Source organism: Vibrio sp. 1159, from assembly GCF_033340395.1.
Lineage (GTDB): Bacteria > Pseudomonadota > Gammaproteobacteria > Enterobacterales > Vibrionaceae > Vibrio > Vibrio alginolyticus.
The window spans coordinates 136,831-154,525 of record NZ_JAWOWL010000007.1 but is presented as its reverse complement, the minus strand read 5'-3'; the positions used below and the strand labels follow the sequence as shown (position 1 = coordinate 154,525).

The 17,695-nt window shown below is 41.3% G+C and carries 21 protein-coding genes; 8 read left to right on the top strand and 13 right to left on the bottom strand.

Annotated features, from left to right (window positions below; translation table 11 throughout):
* The first annotated feature begins 6 nt into the window (after nt 1-6).
* Complete coding sequence (locus R7127_RS08380) at nt 7-834, top strand: hypothetical protein (protein ID WP_206954378.1); 828 nt, start codon at nt 7-9, stop codon at nt 832-834.
* Between the two features lie 150 nt (nt 835-984).
* Here R7127_RS08380 and R7127_RS08375 read toward each other — a convergent pair whose 3' ends face one another.
* The 10 genes from R7127_RS08375 to R7127_RS08330 form a co-directional block, all read right to left on the bottom strand.
* Nucleotides 985-1,206, bottom strand: coding sequence for a hypothetical protein (locus R7127_RS08375; RefSeq protein WP_206954380.1), 222 nt, complete (start codon nt 1,204-1,206; stop codon nt 985-987).
* Nucleotides 1,207-1,222: 16 nt separating this feature from the next.
* Nucleotides 1,223-1,447 (bottom strand): hypothetical protein, encoded by a 225-nt coding sequence (locus R7127_RS08370; protein ID WP_206954382.1) that lies wholly within the window; start codon nt 1,445-1,447, stop codon nt 1,223-1,225.
* A 12-nt stretch (nt 1,448-1,459) separates the two neighbouring features.
* Nucleotides 1,460-2,377 (bottom strand): hypothetical protein, encoded by a 918-nt coding sequence (locus tag R7127_RS08365; protein WP_206954384.1) that lies wholly within the window; start codon nt 2,375-2,377, stop codon nt 1,460-1,462.
* A 141-nt stretch (nt 2,378-2,518) separates the two neighbouring features.
* The gene (locus R7127_RS08360; protein WP_206954386.1) at nt 2,519-3,016 is read right to left on the bottom strand and encodes a hypothetical protein; all 498 of its coding nucleotides are present in this window, start codon (nt 3,014-3,016) and stop codon (nt 2,519-2,521) included.
* A gap of 1,384 nt (nt 3,017-4,400) precedes the next feature.
* A complete protein-coding gene (locus tag R7127_RS08355; protein WP_206954388.1) occupies nt 4,401-5,162 on the bottom strand; it encodes a hypothetical protein in 762 nt (253 codons plus the stop codon).
* Nucleotides 5,163-5,170: 8 nt separating this feature from the next.
* Nucleotides 5,171-5,569, bottom strand: a complete 399-nt coding sequence (locus R7127_RS08350) for a hypothetical protein (RefSeq protein ID WP_139374578.1) — start codon at nt 5,567-5,569, stop codon at nt 5,171-5,173.
* A 48-nt stretch (nt 5,570-5,617) separates the two neighbouring features.
* Nucleotides 5,618-6,313 carry an NYN domain-containing protein gene (locus tag R7127_RS08345; protein ID WP_206954392.1) on the bottom strand — a complete coding sequence of 232 codons (696 nt, stop codon included), beginning with the start codon at nt 6,311-6,313 and terminating at the stop codon, nt 5,618-5,620.
* 103 nt (nt 6,314-6,416) lie between these two features.
* The gene (locus R7127_RS08340; protein ID WP_206954394.1) at nt 6,417-6,713 is read right to left on the bottom strand and encodes a hypothetical protein; all 297 of its coding nucleotides are present in this window, start codon (nt 6,711-6,713) and stop codon (nt 6,417-6,419) included.
* 15 nt (nt 6,714-6,728) lie between these two features.
* Nucleotides 6,729-7,406, bottom strand: coding sequence for a hypothetical protein (locus R7127_RS08335; protein ID WP_206954395.1), 678 nt, complete (start codon nt 7,404-7,406; stop codon nt 6,729-6,731).
* 69 nt (nt 7,407-7,475) lie between these two features.
* Nucleotides 7,476-7,934, bottom strand: coding sequence for a DUF6884 domain-containing protein (locus R7127_RS08330; protein WP_206954397.1), 459 nt, complete (start codon nt 7,932-7,934; stop codon nt 7,476-7,478).
* Between the two features lie 108 nt (nt 7,935-8,042).
* On the opposite strand from R7127_RS08330, the gene R7127_RS08325 reads away from it, so the two are divergent.
* Complete coding sequence (locus R7127_RS08325) at nt 8,043-8,420, top strand: hypothetical protein (RefSeq protein ID WP_206954399.1); 378 nt, start codon at nt 8,043-8,045, stop codon at nt 8,418-8,420.
* Nucleotides 8,421-8,467: 47 nt separating this feature from the next.
* Here R7127_RS08325 and R7127_RS08320 read toward each other — a convergent pair whose 3' ends face one another.
* From R7127_RS08320 to R7127_RS08310, 3 genes are all read right to left on the bottom strand, one after another.
* Nucleotides 8,468-9,037 (bottom strand): hypothetical protein, encoded by a 570-nt coding sequence (locus R7127_RS08320; RefSeq protein WP_206954401.1) that lies wholly within the window; start codon nt 9,035-9,037, stop codon nt 8,468-8,470.
* Nucleotides 9,038-9,123: 86 nt separating this feature from the next.
* Nucleotides 9,124-10,203: a S1 family peptidase gene (locus tag R7127_RS08315; protein WP_206954402.1), complete on the bottom strand. Its 1,080-nt coding sequence runs from the start codon at nt 10,201-10,203 to the stop codon at nt 9,124-9,126.
* Between the two features lie 19 nt (nt 10,204-10,222).
* Nucleotides 10,223-11,311 (bottom strand): hypothetical protein, encoded by a 1,089-nt coding sequence (locus R7127_RS08310; protein ID WP_318148375.1) that lies wholly within the window; start codon nt 11,309-11,311, stop codon nt 10,223-10,225.
* 199 nt (nt 11,312-11,510) lie between these two features.
* Between R7127_RS08310 and R7127_RS08305 the strand changes: the two genes are divergently transcribed.
* The 6 genes from R7127_RS08305 (at nt 11,511) to R7127_RS08280 (ending at nt 17,672) form a co-directional block, all read left to right on the top strand.
* Nucleotides 11,511-12,359, top strand: coding sequence for a hypothetical protein (locus R7127_RS08305; protein ID WP_206954406.1), 849 nt, complete (start codon nt 11,511-11,513; stop codon nt 12,357-12,359).
* A gap of 17 nt (nt 12,360-12,376) precedes the next feature.
* Nucleotides 12,377-13,798, top strand: coding sequence for a hypothetical protein (locus R7127_RS08300; RefSeq protein WP_206954407.1), 1,422 nt, complete (start codon nt 12,377-12,379; stop codon nt 13,796-13,798).
* Nucleotides 13,799-14,211: 413 nt separating this feature from the next.
* On the top strand, nt 14,212-15,402 hold the full coding sequence (locus R7127_RS08295) for a hypothetical protein (RefSeq protein ID WP_206954408.1): 1,191 nt from the start codon (nt 14,212-14,214) through the stop codon (nt 15,400-15,402).
* Nucleotides 15,403-15,828: 426 nt separating this feature from the next.
* Nucleotides 15,829-16,386: a hypothetical protein gene (locus R7127_RS08290; RefSeq protein WP_206954409.1), complete on the top strand. Its 558-nt coding sequence runs from the start codon at nt 15,829-15,831 to the stop codon at nt 16,384-16,386.
* A 519-nt stretch (nt 16,387-16,905) separates the two neighbouring features.
* On the top strand, nt 16,906-17,259 hold the full coding sequence (locus R7127_RS08285; protein WP_206954410.1) for a hypothetical protein: 354 nt from the start codon (nt 16,906-16,908) through the stop codon (nt 17,257-17,259).
* A 26-nt stretch (nt 17,260-17,285) separates the two neighbouring features.
* Nucleotides 17,286-17,672 carry a WGR domain-containing protein gene (locus tag R7127_RS08280; RefSeq protein ID WP_206954411.1) on the top strand — a complete coding sequence of 129 codons (387 nt, stop codon included), beginning with the start codon at nt 17,286-17,288 and terminating at the stop codon, nt 17,670-17,672.
* The last annotated feature ends 23 nt before the right edge of the window (nt 17,673-17,695 follow it).

The window sequence follows — 17,695 nt, the reverse complement described above, 5'->3', positions numbered from 1 at the left end:
TTATTTATGGCTATCTACCAATTGCCGTTATCTCTTGCGATATTCGGTGCGTTGCTTGGGAAGATAATTAATCAAACTAGGGATGTAATTGAGCGAAATATGAATGGCACAGCTAAATTTAATAACTACAAGGGTCACGTGATTGTTGTCGGATACCGGGGCGAAGAAACCGACACCTTAATCAAATGTATCTTGTCTGACTCACGTCGCCAAAACGGACATATACTCCTTTGTGTTAAAGATTCCACAATGACACATCCGTTAAGTGATTTGACTGACGTTGTATTTGCAAAAGTATCATCTTTTTCAGATGCCAATGAACTTCGACGAATAGCTGCACATGCGGCCAATCGAGTGATAATCCACGCTGAGAATGATGAACAAACTCTGACTGCTTCTCTAGCACTATCAACTGCTGTGAATGATAAATGCCACATAGTTGCTTATTTCGACTCACCTGCAAATGCTGAGCTACTCGACAAACACTGCAAGAATGTTGAATGCGGTACGAACCGCACTTCATCTCTACTTGCTCGCGCTATGCAAGATCCTGGCTCCAGCCGCGTGATTAGCCAATTACTAAACCCGCAAACGGGTGCAACTCAATTCTCTCTGCAAGTCCCTGTTTTAGACTCTCCAGTCAGTGTAGGTCACCTATCTGGATTAATGAGGATGAAGAACAAAGCGACGTTGATTGCTGTATCCACTTTGCAATCTGGCGACGACGTAATCCTAAACCCTGACGATAGTCATAAAGTTGAATCGGGACATTACATTCACTACATATCCGCAAACCGGTTGATGGTTGATGAGGTTGACTGGCAAGCAACTTAATATTAAATATTGGCCGCTTCGTAACAGCGGCCACTTAATGACTTCCCAATCAAAAACTTAACTCCGAACTGACTTCTTCTGTGGCCCAATTATGGTCGGATACTTCAACACGAATCATTCGTGCTGTTGAATGGACTTCGGTTTCCTAACTCAGTGTCTCGGTTGAATCGTTCGAGTTTTATGTTTAAAAAAATTGCTCCATCGTAGCCAAGATAAACCTATCGGAACTGCAAATAGAATCGCCGCATCGATATACAGCAAATGAAATTCTTCCAGATGCCAGAAATAGATTGATGCCCAAACAGCCAGCCCCAATAGACAAAGCCCTGCTACGAAATAAAGTGGCTTTTTCTTAGCCTCTAGTTCTGCCATATGGTTGATTCCCCTTTTACTTTTCTTTGATACCCAGCTTCTTCCGTGCTTCAATTACGTCAGATTTATTTACGAATAGATCACGAATACTGCTTGCTTCAAAGGATTTAGCAATAAACAAAAAAATAGATATAAATGACAATATGACTAAAAATGCCGTCACTGGACTTTCAAAAGCAAGCCGCCATCCGGAGATTGCCATCTCAAATATACTTAGCTGTGAAACTTCGCCATGAGTCATAATCTTCGTTTCCTATGCCAAACTATCCCAATCAAAATCCAAGAACTGCACTTCTTTTGAATGAGTAATGTAAAAATTCTGTTTAGCTCTTATTCCAAGCAAATCGTACATGAACGATACATGATTCGGATCGAAAGCTTCATTCCATAAAATGTTATGGTGCAGTTGAATGTTGCGGATTATCTGTTTATCGACACTACCCGATAAAATCAATTTGTTCATTTCGGTGGGGCTGATAATAGTATCTGGATCTCGAAAAGAAGTTCCCTTTAATGACCCCTCTCCTAGCTCACGTTCTAACTCATGAACCGCATAACCATACTCATGTTGCCCTAACCATGCCTGTTGTATTTCAACTGGTTCATCACTAACTTTGTCTTTTAGAGCGTATGGGTTTTTTACAGAAATACTTTGGTAGCACGTGTCAAAGTTAGGGTCATAAGCTCGTATCTGAGTCATGTAACACTCACTACTACAATAGTTTCGCAACTGGCGATGTATCAGCCGTAGAAAGTCTTCACATGCATACTCTGAGTAGATATTGTGAGTAGTAAAGTAATCGCTACTTTCATGGCTTAAGTAAGGATAAACCTGAATATCATCTTGGTCTGAGAATCGACAATCAACGCCAATACTCTCGTCCATGTATGGCGTTAATTTGTCATCCATCCGTGCTCTGTATGGACTTAAATCAAATCTAGACTTTTTAGCTAGGTTGCTGCCTTGTGGGATGTCATAATAACGCAACAATTTGGGCATTATACTGCCATGCTGTTCTTGAAAGTCACTTTTTATAGATACTGGATGAAGCTTTTCAATGCTTCGCTTTGTATCGTCATCAACGTCAAATAACCAATTGTTCGGATAGTTTCGTAACATTAGATTACGGGCTAAACGTTTTGAGCCCCATACGCCTATTTGTACAAACATTTATACGTCCTATACTTCGGTGGTCACTGCCACCAGCCCAGTTTCCCATGTTAGCTTGTCTGAATAGCGTTCCTATGTTGTAGAATAAAAAGCCATCACAACCTATAACTTACTGATTGATATAGGTGTCATAGGAAATTTTTATCTACCAGCTAATAGTCTGCTCGCGGGTTTCAGCTCAGTGTTGGAAGGATATATAGTGGCCTTAGCATAGTCTTCGAGCGTTAATTGGTCGACGTGGCAACTACTTTGTTTGGCAAGTCTAGGGTGTTTGTTAACCCATTCTTGTGCTGCTCTCTGACATGGACTTCCAACAAAGTAATTAAGGTAAGCTCCAGTGAACCACTCATTTTCAGCCTCTATAGGGATGCCGAATTGTTCAGCGAATACAACAATATCATTCAAACTAAATTGAGTTAGATCGATTTCTTGTTCGTCGTCATAGCGGCAAAGATGATAACCCCGTTTAAACCTATGATGTGGTTTGGGTTCTAAGTAAGCAATAATCGCATTACCTATTTCAGCTGCGTGCGACAAAGGATTGTCGAGCTCAAAGATACTCAGTCCTCGATAGTTAACGATTGCACTAAAGGTTCTATTTTGAATTTCACATTGAAACACAATATCGCGCTTATTCATTTAGATTCTCACTGCAAATAGTATGTAACCTAAGATTAGCAGTTATTGTCCTTGTTCATCCACGGAGCAAACTCCGACGATACTGTGTTTTCATCTTTAGTAATTCACATACTACCGGATACACGTAATCACACTAGGCAACCGGAAAGGGAAAGCGTATATCCCTGCTCGTTCTTCGATTGACCGCGGCTTGGTTGTTCGTGAACAGGACAGTCTAAGAACCTGTCGCTTAAATAACATTCCAAACGGTGATGAGATAAATGAGTTAAAGAAGAAAGCCCTCCGATTTTTGCATCCGTTTGAGAGGTTCCGATCAGAAGTGCATTTTGCCGTCGAACGCCTACATGACTCCATAGAGGTCACAGGTAACTCCACGCAGCTTAGCTTGGTTCGACAACTACAATCTGAGAAGCCAGGCAGGACTGCCAAGAAGTTGCATGCGGTAAACTCACCGAAGAACAACAACAGGCATAAGTCATGCTGGGCTTCTGACGGTTTTTGCGAACCACTTACTCAATTGTTGTGGTCAGAAGGTGGGTCGGAAGAAGTTAGACCAAGCTAAAGAAATTAGAGTCGAAATTATCTCAGAAAGCGAATATTGGGATCGTTATAAAGACTAATCATCACCCGACTATGTAAAGCCAGATTTGAGCTGGCTTTCTGCATCGCGGGTTGCAGCAAGTAACGTAGCCTAATTAAATCATCCAACAGCCCATTGAGATACAAATGAACAACACACAGATCAACTCAGATGCACACCGCTTTAATGGCACAGTTTCACTAGCCGTTTTCCTAACTAAAATTGAATCGCTGTATTCTGGATGTAGTATAACTACCGAAGAGCATATTGAGCATGGTTCAGCCTTAACATTGTTTTACGTGAATGACGGACATTGCGGAACCTGGCAGTGTGGCTCTGGGGTAATTTTCTCAGCCTCTCGCGTTGAAAGGAACATTAATACATCAAGGGAGCTTACTGATTTCATGTCTACAATAGACGTGCCTACTGATTTCTAAACACCAACTATCACAACTGAATGACTGGAAAGAAAAATTACGGCAGACGACTTACACCTATCCCCACCAGATGGAAAAAAAGATAGAGTAAAAAAAATTTCATTTATTTCCAATCTGCCCTTGTAATCCACATGAAGAAATTTATATGCTTTTATTAAATAAAAAAAGCAAATGAAATACATCCAAGCTCTAACAGTGCTGATTAACGCGCTCACTAAGTTAATCCAAACTCTCGATCACAAACCAATGCTGGTACAACTTTCTGTTCTTGTATTGTGCTTAAGCATATTGACCGTTACGGTTGGCATTTTCTTAACGTCATAGAATGTTAAACGCGCATCACACCTGTTGCGCGTTTACTTTTGAACTAAGCGTACTCTGCCTCTAATATTTCAAATGAATTTCGCTTAAGCTCTAATACTTCCCCAGGTTCAGGTGGTTTCAATACTGATTTAGGGCAGAACAACACCACGTTATCATAATCACCACCAACCCCTATATATGATTCAAAGATCGCTATCGCCTCCTGCGCACCGTAGGCAACCTTAGCCGCATATCCTTGTGATAGAAGCATCCGTAGAGTAGCCAATTGGTGAGGCTTTAATGCACTTCTGGCTTCTGATATTGAGCGATAAGATTCAACAGGTCGTTTAAATTCAATGTATAGCCCATGAAACCCTAGTTTTGGGCAGGCAAATTGGCAGTCTGGCCAACCAGCTTTCTGCCCTTCTGCGCACAACCTGAAACGCTCACCTTTGCGTCTAAAACCGCCGTTTGGTGTTGCTGCTAAAAAATTGTAATACTCAGGATAATGCTCATATACGTAGTCAAAAAATAGAGTTTGCTCGTAATGCTCCCTGTCTTTTGAAATCAAGTCTGGACGTTCATCTAAACGAATGATCTCTTGCCTATGCGGATTGGTTTCTATTTTTTCTTGCTGTGCAGTAAGGTCATTGAACTCTACAAGTGATAAGTTGCGATTTTGAGGTAGTTGCTTTGCACTAACTTGCCTGAACCCAGTTCGACGCTGTTTACTCGCTGCTTTACTATTACTGCCAGAATTTTTGCCACTACCGTATGTGGACTGGGCAAGTAACGCCAGTCTCTCTGCTTTTGGGAGTACTGCCATCTTTAAAATCAGCCCTCTGAATAGCCCGCGCTATATGCGTCAAAGGCTTGGCTGTAACGTTTATATCGATTGTTGTATGGCTTATTGTTTTCAGCATCGGCACGTCCCGCCTTGTATGCAGAGCTAATTTTTAGCACCTTCACCACAGGAAATAGTGGTGAGGTTAACGTAAGAAAACTCGTGACCAGGATTGACCACAATGGCGGTTCAATTCCAAATGCGCCTGTAGCGCTAACCGCGATAGTTACAACCATTAATCCGTGAAAGAGCCAAGACTCAAGAATGTTTTGGATATACAGGCAAAACAGGAACAGAGTAGATTGTTTCTTGCTTAAATGACCTGATCGATGTCTTTCTAGATACTGCTCGATTGTACGGCTTCTCAGATAACCATTTTCAAAGTACACGTATTACTCCGCTTTCAATATTTAGCGTTATTGTAACCCCATGAAAAGTTAACATGCTATTTTTACCTGTAATGAATCCCCTACTCTTCTCAATTCGAACATAGTTCTCAAATCCGATCTCCTGAACAAATCAGAGAATTTTTTCGCACCATAACGTTTATGATGGATACTAGGGTTTAGTGAACGTACACTTCTATTAACACTGGCGGTCATAGCCCAGCCATCAGAATTCAAATTCTGTTTAATGGCCTTCTTAAGTAATTTGATAAGCTTTAAAAGCGGCCCAGAAAGACCGTGAGGACGTTTGTTTTCTTCTACCACCTCGTTGTAGCACCAATAGTTATTGCAAGCCATACGAAAGCTCTCAGGAGCCTTAGCTTCACCAAACCCCTGAACATCGACCCCCAAGTTTCTGAATCGTCGAGCTAGAACTGCGAAATCAGAATCCGAAGTGATCAAAGCTATTTGTTCAAACTCGCTGCGTCGCTCATACAGCAAGGTCATTGCATCTACCACTAGTGAAATGTCACTACTGTTTTTTCCAGCAATGGCCCCAGGCTCATTAACTAAAACCATGCCTTTTGATTTAGCGTACTTTTTCCAAGTCTTGAGGCCAGACCTTGAGAAGTCGCCATATACACGAATTTCTATAAGATTGTCGTTTCGTTGAATAAATTTGATCACTTCGCTCAGTTTCTTGTACGAATAATTCTCCGCGTCAATCAAACAGATCGTTCTTGTCATAGGTTCATGCTCCACATTGTTTTCCTGATTAAGGCCAATGAAAACATGAAACACATAATCCACAAGGCACAAAAAACGCGGCTTATGCCGCGTAATTATCTTGCTATTTCCGTCGAGATGTTCCGTATACGAGCAATAGTCCAACTGTTGCTGCTACCGTGTTACCGATATTATTTGTGCCACCAGCAATCGCAATTAACACAGCTAGGGTTAGCGTTATTCCGATATAGACTAAGTGAGTGTTCTCCCTTGCCTGTTCATAGTTTGCTTGGCTGTCACGGGAATCTTGCCCACTTTCGGAAATACATACCTGCTTTTGTTTCAGCTCTTGCCACTTGAAGCAAAGTCCAATCGCTAAAGTCAGCCCTATACTCATGATTAATATTGGTGTTGGGATCATAAAGTGTACTCCTACCTAATAGTCATCACGCAAACGAGAGCGTATCTCGCTAAAGATTGGCATCGCACGCTTAGCTGCCTTTTCACTAGCAAAACGGTGCAACACATATTCTTGGCTACCTTGGACAAAGAAAAGTTCGTAACCTGATTCAATGAGCCCTTCACTATCTATAGACGGTTTTGTTGTCGACCAACCTCCATCTACGGAATGGAATACATCGCGCATCTCAATCTCTGCAGTGCTATTAACAAACTCCTCTTTGCTTGCAGAAACAAAGTTACCGTTACGAATCTTTTTCAATGCTTGTGCATCGAAAGTACCGTCATCGCATGTGTCCGATAAGTAATGCAATTCTAATGTAGAATAAAGGTAAAAATGGTTCCCCTCTCGGACAAATATATTCTCTTCATCTTCAGCATCAGCCAGGTCAACTGCATTGACTTCTAATCCGGGAACATTTGTGAAAACGCGGTCCAAGCGTCCGTTATCAACTTCAATATAGACTGAGGGTGAGGTTGCGTTCACTGACTCAAGTTTAACTATCGATTGGGTGTCCTCTGGGGCTGTTAGATGACCATTGGTAATGCTTGCCTCAATTGCAGCGCGAACATTTTCTTTGAGTGCTTCTGCTATTGACTCAGGAAAGACAACACCTTCGACTGAAAATTTAAGATTGATATCGATTGAGCTCATGGGGCATTTCCTTGTATTTAAGTAGATACCCCAATTAAATGATTCTTTGAAAATCGCGCAATATACTATTTATGCTGGGATTCCCTTATGTGTAAACTCCACCTCAGCGCCTATTAGACCAAGCTCTGTAACAGCTAGACTGAGAGAATCAGACTCACCTAGTAAAGTGAACTTTGTCTCACTTAATATGTTCTTCTTCCAGTCAGCCACTGACAATCCGCGTTCAGGTTCTATTTGCAAAATACAGATCAACGTTGAAGCTATCGCATCTGGGTCAAATGCCCTTTCAACACGGTGAATCTTTTCCTGATCACTTAGTTGGTCCGGGTCGTATGGAGCTAACATTGTGTCTGGCCACAGAACACCGTGCATGTCAGACAAAATCAGCCACGGTGTCTTTTTCATTTCCACGTATGTCTTACACGCACAGAACATCGGTGATGTATATAGCGAACGTGCTTCTGTCGCTTTTTCAGACCAGTTTTGCTCTACGGATGCAGAAACAATGAATACGTTGTACTTAGACATACACCCTCTTATCTATTACGAATTCAATTTTTAAAGTTAGTGGCTTTAAAAGCGCTGCTAATTTAGACTATTACACCAGAACCTAAACTCTAGAAGCCCAGACATAAGATGAACGAAGTTAATTTCCCAATTTCTGCACAACTCTTAATACCAAGTGAAGATCGTGTATCAGTGCGTATTATGTTCAACAAAAGTGAGAACATATCTAACAGTATAACTCTCAGGCCACTGCAAACGCTATCTATTAATAGCGTAAGCGTATCTATTGAGCGTATGGATTCTACGGATTTGGGTGATTGGTCGAAGTTTAAGATTAACGCTGAGACTGGTGAGGATGACGTTCTGGCTCTTGATTTGAACTTTATGGGGAATGAGTTTCGAATTGAAGAAACAGACGGTGTACATTGGCACGGTGATGAAGTCTGCTTTGACTTACCTGAATGCTCAGAAAAAGAGCTAATATTTTGGATTATGAACAACCACTAAATTAATGAATCATTCTGTAGCCCTGAGAGGGCTACCTATTATTGCGTTTACGACCCAATAGCCCAAGTCTGATTGTTACATTCCACGCCTAGTCCTGCGTGTTTTAGCTCAGTCAATGTTGCCTGTAAGACATTATTACCAACAACTATTGGACCATGTGCTTTTGCCCACTCAATCTCACCATTTGCATTCAACTCCCCAACTTCCAATACAGCATCTGTGATAGGTATTGGCTGGCCTAATGAACCAAACCATTCATTGGGGTTTGCATTAGCTAACTTGGCACGATCAATTAGACGCTTAACTATTTTTGGCTTGGCCTTAGAACGCGGTTTTAATATTGCCCAGGGGAGTACTTCAACCGACATAGATTCTGACTCAAAAACAAACCGGTAAAGTCCATCACCGTGGTTAGCCATTTGGTGGATACTCAACAAAGAGGATTGACCACTCCTATCCATACCAAGCTTTAGCGCTGACATTTCAAAGTTAGCGTTGGAGGATAACCAGCATATAGGCTTTTCTGGGTATGTAGGTTTCAACGGGCTTGTGCGCAATAAGCCCATTTCAAGAATTGAATTAAGTTTTATACCAAGAGTATAGTGGTAAAGTTTCACGTAATTGCCCTTAATTTGTTTCGACTTCACTAAGTAAAAACCGAAATGGATATCGCGCAATACGTGAAACTGACCTTCTATTTCGTTTATTTAGCTACCCTTCTTCGAAGGAATGCGGCTAGTAACAAGAAGAATGCGGCTCCATATGAAGTGCTACCTCCTGAGCTACCACTACTACTTGTTTGATAGCTAGATTCTTCACCTTCTTGAGATACGTTGATGTCATCAGGGTCTTCTACTGTTGAAATATAGGAATCGCGCATAGTAGAAGTAATTACTAGATCAGGCGATACCTCTTTGTTCAAGACTGATTGAATCCAATCGGAGTAATCAGCAACTTCGGTGAATACCGAAGTGTTACTTGTTGTATCGCTATGACAATCATTCCATCCATAGCTAGTGATCCCAACTTGAATATACTTAAATCGGTTATTGTCGTACCAATAGAGTGGTCCACCTGAATCACCAGAACAAGTTGTGTTCCTTACCTCAGTCGTTTCATTTAATTCGCCGTTCATGCAGAGCTGTGATGGACCGGCTCCCATAACACAATTTTCATTTGGTTCATAAGTAAGGTCTGTATAGAGCAGTTGATCAGCATACCTGCCTGTTTCCGTAAGCCCCATACCTACGGCAATAAAGCTTTCCTCTTCCACACGATACGAAGTGACCTGACTAGAATCGGCAAGCTCAGCATAGTCCAAACTGGACACGTTCATACTTTCATTTAGCTCAAGTACTGCAATATCATTTGGCCACGGCACTGAACTCTCAGAGGCTGAATCGATGTAGTCCGGGTGACGATATACATTCTTGACTCTAATTCGCTCTACCGACCCCGAAAGAAACTGAGATGAATCTGAAAGTTGTGGAAGAACAGACGTAAAGATTAAGTACTCTTCATTGAGCCCACCGTTATCATCACTGATACAATGTGCAGCCGTGGCTACATGTGTGGAATCGATTATCGTTGATCCACAGTACTGGCCGTATAACCCAGTATATTCAACAGCATCATAGTAAAGTGCTGAATACGATGGCCATACTGCAGAACTAGTTACCTCACCATTATAAATGTATGTGCTGTATTCATCGCCGTTCGCGCAAACCGAACTGCTCATTACGAATGCAGAGCATACAACACCGATTAGACTTAAATTTTTCATTTGAACCTTATAAATTTTATTACTTTTGCTCTAACAAACTTTCTTTGTATAAACCATCTTCAAATAGCTTTCGATTTACCGTGTGAGGATAACGGTAAGCTCTTTCAATAAATTCAATCTCAGACATCGAGCATTCTTGCTCACGAGTACCATAAACCGTTTTAATTCCTTCAAATTCGTCATAGTCAGGATTGTGCTCTGTCTCATTTGAGATAAATATACTTGGACTCCAAGTTTGACGATTTAACTTTTTAGCATTGACCGCTGGTTCATTGCCATAGAAAACCTTGTTAAAGTCAGATTTAGAAAGCGTGAGACCACCATAATCAATATCCACGTTTTTGCAATACATCATCAGCAACTTAAAGTGCTTTCGACACTTACTATAGCTCCAGGGCTCTGCACCAGAAATACTATATACCTTGACTTCTTTGTTATTCACTACCTTTGTTCTAGTGAAGATGACACCCACTTCTAATGTGCCTTCAATAGCGTCACCTCGTGCCAAGTCATAAGCTGTATTTTCCGAATCTGAACCTACAATAAATTGTACCTGTATTCGTTCACCACGCAGTTTTAACTTAGCCAATTGAGCAGCAACAACGCCTACTCTTTTATAAACTTTGAATTCTTTTAATTTTTTATTGCATTGGTCACACTGACCTTTTAACCAGCCTACTTCAACATTGAACAAATCGGACAATTCCTTCAAAACGACATCATCTAGCACATCAATTAACTTGTTATCATCGCTCAATGATGAGCGCGCAATCTCTTTGCTTTTAATTAATAGTGGAATATCAAATACTCCAATCTCATGATCCTCGAATAGATTGCGGAAACGAGAGCAAATTATGCTTACGTTATCAGTCGTAGGATTTCCACTAGCATTCATTGCGGATGCAAGTGTCGTGGATACTATTTCATCGATTGTTTTCCCTTCTGTCTCTGAACGCTGATGAAGCCAATCGCTTAATTCAGGACTAAACCAATTATCGGATTCATTGGCTATAACTTTAATATCACTATCAGCTGATCTGGTTTTCGGTAGTTCCCCAGTAAAGAGCACAAGTGCGCGCTCTTTAAGCCCCAATTTTAGTTGGCTCATGTCGTCTATCTCCATTCCACACATACTTTCTTGCTTACTAATTCTTAAACTATTGTAACAAGCAAGCTCAGTTTCCAAACTACTCGACCAATTAAATCGCGCAACACAACATCTAACCAAACTAAAGTCACTATCAACATTGCGCGTTTTACAAGGTAGGGTCTAATCGAATTATTAATACTGAAACGAAGAAAAAACGATGGATAACAAATTAGAGTTGGTTATACGTAAAATTCACAAAAACCTGATTGCCACAGGCGTTATGTTGACAAGTAATCATTCTGCTGGAGAGCTTTCAGGTTACGAGCTGTTTGGAGAAAAAACAGGAGATAACACGTTTCTTATACACTTGCGTAAAGAGTGTTTTGAGCCAAGAAATGAGTTCAATGAATCCTTTGAAAAGCATGCTTTATCTGAGCTTCCAACTGAAGAAATCTGGAGGCGATTTGAATCAAAGCAAGCAAATTGGTTTGGCGGCGTGATTATGGGGCGTGACAACCAGAAGTTCGAATTTGAATCGGCTGACTTAAACCGCATCGCATTAGTTTCCGTCTTAGAGGACACTACGAGAGTTGTTCAAACCGACGGCCATTATATGTTTCGCTCTACTCACTGCGTGGAGTCTCACGACTTTTTGACCTTCTTCATGGAAAGAGACGAATGCGAAAACACAAAGTCTTTACTAAGAAACCTAGAGGGTGACGGTTTGATGTCCTTCTACCGCAAGCCATTTTGGACCGATCTTGAAGAAAATGTATATCGATTGAAATCTGATTTAAGCCTCAAAGGGATTGAGCTACATAAGCTCCAGTACAGGGACCTTATTCAATATGGAAGCGTACAGCCATCTACCAAGGAAGTGATGCGGTCACACTGGTTAAACGTCAACGATGAAAAAGAATACGTAGACTTTGTTCAAGCTCTAGATCACGAAACTAATTTAGCTTTCGAGCACTTCGATCGCCTGCTTACCGAGTCTGAACACCAGGCAATAAAAGATGCGGTAAAACGCATAACTAAAAATAACTATCCGCAAGTAAATAAGTGAGATCACTCATGAGGACAATGCTAGTTGGTGAGGGCACCCACTATGAGAAGGCACTTTCGTGGGTTAAAGCGGAAATTGGTGACAACATAACAATGCCTGACGGGTCTAACTTTAAGCTTGAGAAGAAGAATGCTAAAAGTGCCGTGTGCCTTGATGATGCAGGCGACAGGATTTGTATACCTATTAAGAAATTGCTTCCTCACGGATCTGATGCTTACGTTTCGTCAGTGGTGCGCCAGATACAAGATTCTGATGAAATTCATTTTGATACAAAGGCTGAAGAATTTTTTCAGGACAACGAATTGCCCTCTTACAATTGTAGCAATTCACTTTCATTGGCACGTAGATTAATCCGGGCGAACCGTTGCAGCACCGATCCAAGGAGAGACATTCTTGAGCATTTATCGCATAAACTATCAAAGGCGGATGCTGCTCTAAGTGGCGAAGTTAAAAAGAACGCAGCAAAACTGGCTGCACGACATTTACTTGGTGATTTTCCGGTGCCAATGCACAGTGACACCCAATACGCAGCTGCTGAGTGGATAGCATTTGATTCGTGGTTCTTCAGGCACCATAAGACTTCTAGACTGATTGAGCTGGCCAAGAATTTCGATGACATTCTTAAAACCCGGATTGGAAGCAAAATCTTCAATACTGTTTTCGCTTACCGCCGAGCAGCCACTGCAAAAGAACAATGCACAAAGCTGTCAGATTGCCTTCACGGATGGTTTATGCGTGCTGATACTCCAACTCTTCAAAAAATGGATGAAGCGTACGAACACCTAATGAATCGCATTGATAAACAAACGAGCCGTATGGCTTACATTGTTATGCACAAAGAAGTGTTCGATATAAACACTCCAATAGAATTAGTTGTACGAACACTCATAAATAGCGACGCATCAGACTTGCTCCAGCCCATCTTGGTGTACCTACGTAACGTCGAGTTTGGATATTCAAGCCGTTCTGTTTTACCAACCTATAATGACTTGCTGAGCGGTCGAGTCACAATCACTGATATCCAAGACGCTATGGTAAAACGCGAACAGGACATAGAAAATCAACGGAACCAACATGCTCAAGACGTAGCAGCATCCGTAAGTATGGTTGCAGCTGTACTCGAAACAATTGAGAGTAGCCACCTGCCATATATCAACAGAAGACTACGTGAGTCTGGCTGTAAGAAATTCACTAAAGAGTGGTCATCTACAGAAAATGATTACGTCCTTCGACTTAACTGCGCAGGCCGATACATTCAATTACCGATTTGTCATGACGACGGACTGAAGTCTTTTATGGTCAAAAATTTTATTTCCGCGCTCGATGCCAACCTTACTAACGCAGGGGAAATACTCACTCACAAGGAAATGGAACGCTCAATCGATAAAGCCTTCGTAACAACATCTGAATTTTTGAAAACTTTAGATTTAGGGCAATAACATTGAGTACATTTCACCAAAGGAAGCACGAGAGAAAAGAATACTACTTCAATTTTGTTTATGGATGGATTCAAGTGCCCTGCACTTCCTGTAGCGGAACCGGTCGTTATGATCACAACGGCTCGCCGCCGTGCGGAAGCTGTAATGGAAGCGAAAAAGAACGCATCCGAGGATTAAAGCCACCTAGTTTTAGCCTAACTCAAAAAGTTAAGCCTTGTTCTCGGTAATACAGAGCTGCATTTTTAAATACGACAGAACCTTGTTTAGAGATAAAAGTATTGTAAAATCAGCATCATGGCTGTGTAGGCTTAGCATACATTTAAAATCACACCATACTACTATCGTTCCAATATATTCATCTAGACCAATGATTACGCGGGACGTTCAACTCCAAAACCATAAGTAAAACTACAATGTATCATTTCGAAAAGAATAACCCATTGGCGACCATACCAATTATCGGCTTTTTCACAGGCATTCTTGTTTCAATAAGATATAAGGAGTATCTAAGGGTCGCCTGCACCATAACAACCATATTGGGCTTAGCGATTTACGGTTATTACACCTATGGCAGCAACCTAGATCAAATAATCAAATATGATGTGAATTTTTTCTATACAAACACTCATTTTTTTAAACGAGAAATAGAATACGTCTCGGCAATATGTATGGTTGGCCTCATTATCCGACTTACATCTAAAGGTGTTAAGCAGAGTCTCCAGGATGGTAAATTCAAATTTATGCCTTTGCTTGTATACCCTTTTGCTGCGATTTTTCCAATCGGTGTTGCCCATTCTCATTACAATTGGAACAATGAAAGATATCTTACTGGCGACTTATACATCTCAACAGTTTTAGGTCTGATCGCATTCTTTCTATTCTTCAAACCGATTGCCGATGCAGTGTTATTTGGGTGGTATTCATTCTGGTACTGGTTGACCAATTCGGTCGATGGTTACGCATCTGGCGAAATTCAAAAGCAAAAGGCCGAAAGAAAAGCAGGTCAAACGATGCAGACTGGAACGGGGCAAAAAAGAATTGACGAGGGTGAGTACAATGTCGCAGCAATTTGCTCTTCGATCATATGTGTAATTGGCATTATCTGGAGCGTTTATTATTTTGCAGATGCAGGGAAAAGTGCGAGAGGTTTTACTGGTGTATTCGTACTTTTCAACATTGTTTTTTGTATATTGTTTGCTTTTGCAATTCGTCACGAACCTGATGGTACAGATACAAAGTGGGACGAAAAACGCAGAGAATACGTCACTGTGTATGTGTGGAGAAGACTCAACAAAGAAGAGGAGCAAAGAGATAGAGCTAACCTTGTGATTCCAACCTGGGTTTACGCTTGTAATATAGGTGCATTTACCTCTATCTGTTTATTTAAACTCGACATTAGCTTGGACAATTACTTTCTAGGATTTTTAGCTTTTGGCGTATCGGTAATTATAGCGGGGCTCATAATGCTATTTATTGCAGAAACCGCCAAAGAAGAAGTGGCATGCGGCAGACGAGGTGGCGGTTATGCAATGCTCCTATTGTTGTATATGTCCCCATGTATCACCGTAATATGGGCAGTATGTAATCTGCTTTTTAACCTATAAAGTAACCTCGAATAATATAGAACGGAGAACTGGTCTGGTTAAGGCCAGCCTCAATCACCTGCACCTATAAACACGGTAATCATTATCTTGTCTATTTGTTATTTACTTATTGGTTCCTATCCCTCCGGTTGTCCAAATCTTTTTGGGGTTTTTCTGAGGGAAGTAACCGCGAAAATAAGAGTAACTTCCAAGTCATAGAATTCTTCGGTTTAATGGCTACGGTTCTCTGTATGGCAAATACTGAGACTAAATCTTTAAGCATTCTTTTTAATAGTAACTTTCAAAGTCACTAATTACCCTTAACTCTCCTTATTTAGAAATTCCGCATTTATTGCGGAATTCTTGTCTGTGCCTGGCTCTTGTGCGATCTGCCTTTTAGCGGAGTATTTGAAATATCAGAACAACAAACAACTGAGATTTTCGAATATGAAAAAACTAACTGAAGCTCTTCGCAACGCTCTACCTCACCAAGTGGCCACCGTGGTAACAACGACTGGGGAGGTTAATGGCACCATTAAAATGCTTATAGAAGCTATTGAAAGTAGTTCTAAAACAAAACCATTCCTCAAGCTAGAAAAAGTAGATGACGTACTCCCGGCTGAAGTTTTCACCCTTGATGACGACTTAGATGGAGCCTCATTTGCTGTCTTAACTAAGCTTTGGTGCGAGCGTTTAACTATTCAACAAAATCAAGATGCCTTCTTATTGTCTCTCGTTAAGCGGGCAATTGCTGCGTTAGCTCTAAACAACGATCTTCCTGAAGACGTGAATGCATGGGACATGTTGAAACTTGCTGAAATCGGCAATCGAATCAGCCAGGTATTTCACACCTCAGTTGGAGACGTCTACCAGTTCAATTCCACCATCAGTTGCTGGGAGTGTAGCAACAACAGATTCGAGATTGATTCGGAAGGTTACCCTTGCGATGACCACGGTAACCACGTATCTGGAACTTTCTTTAACCCGGCACCTGAAACAAAGTAACGAACTGGAGAATCACATGGGCAAACATCTATCCATAAAACTCGGAAATCTACCTCGTACCTTTAAGAAAAGCTTATCAGGGTTACCGCCCGATATAGCTAAGAAGGCAAAAAGTATCACCCAGCAAATTGCATCCGGAACTCCCACAGGTGATTTTGATGCTAAGCGACTCACCATTAACCGAAAGGTAATGTCATTCAAAGTTGGAAGCCGGTACCGGATGTTGATGGCGGAAACTTCCAACGGGATCGAACCTTGGATGTGTGTGAGCCACGAGGACTACAACAAACTGTACATGCGAATTTCGACCTCATAGTGACGTCGACCAGGACTTTATATAAGTCTCAGGAGACTTCTCAAGTTTCATGTCCTTTTGAACTTTGCAAGCTTATAGATTTTCAACGTCCCAGATAACACCTGAGAAGTCGTACAGAACACTTGTGGAATTTGTTCAAGGCGGAAATTGATATTAGCGCACCCAACTCTGGGTAAATTTCTATAACTAAATTGGAGACAACAATGCTAACTGTAATTAACTACTTCCTGTGGTCATTCATTGGCCTGATTTGCGCGTACAAACACCAAAACCGACATACTGAAAGTATATCGAGAACACCGTGGATTTTTATGTCGATCATTTCCATGTCAGTAGCCATCGCTCAAAGTTTTGATACTTTACTGCTCCCCACTTTTCGACTGTTTGCCAACTACCTAACGGTCGAGTTGCAGTTCGGTCAGGCACTCTCAGAGCTTATTGTACTTACCGGCTTCACGGTCATATGTTCTGCCTACTGCTACATGCTGCCGATTCGAGTCTCGGCATGGGCATCGAAGCGTGCGATTGTGCAATTTGGAGTACATGAGACCATTTAAATATCAATAAGAAATGGGGATTCAGAATGAATGAGCAAACCGTTTACACGTGGTACCTAGAACACACGAACAGCGCAGAGAACAAGCATAAGTTCTATGAGGTTTCTATCGTTCAACGAGGCATAGATTCTTTTGCAGTAACGCGTCGATATGGCCGAGTTGGAACCAACCCGAAACCTCGTGATGTAAACAGCTTTTCTATCTATGAGTCAGCGTTGAGTAAAGGTCAGGAGATAGTTTCCTCTAAGCGATTTAGCAACCGTGATGCTTATACGCTTCTAAGTACAGAAAGACCGAATGAACTCATAAAAAGCATCCCAACACCTAAAGTAGTCCCAGACATACAAGAAAACGTAATTGAAGATGAACCTGCACTAGATAACTCCTTCTGGGCAGGCTTGAAATTGGCTTAAATGAGGTAGGTCTGCGTAGCAGG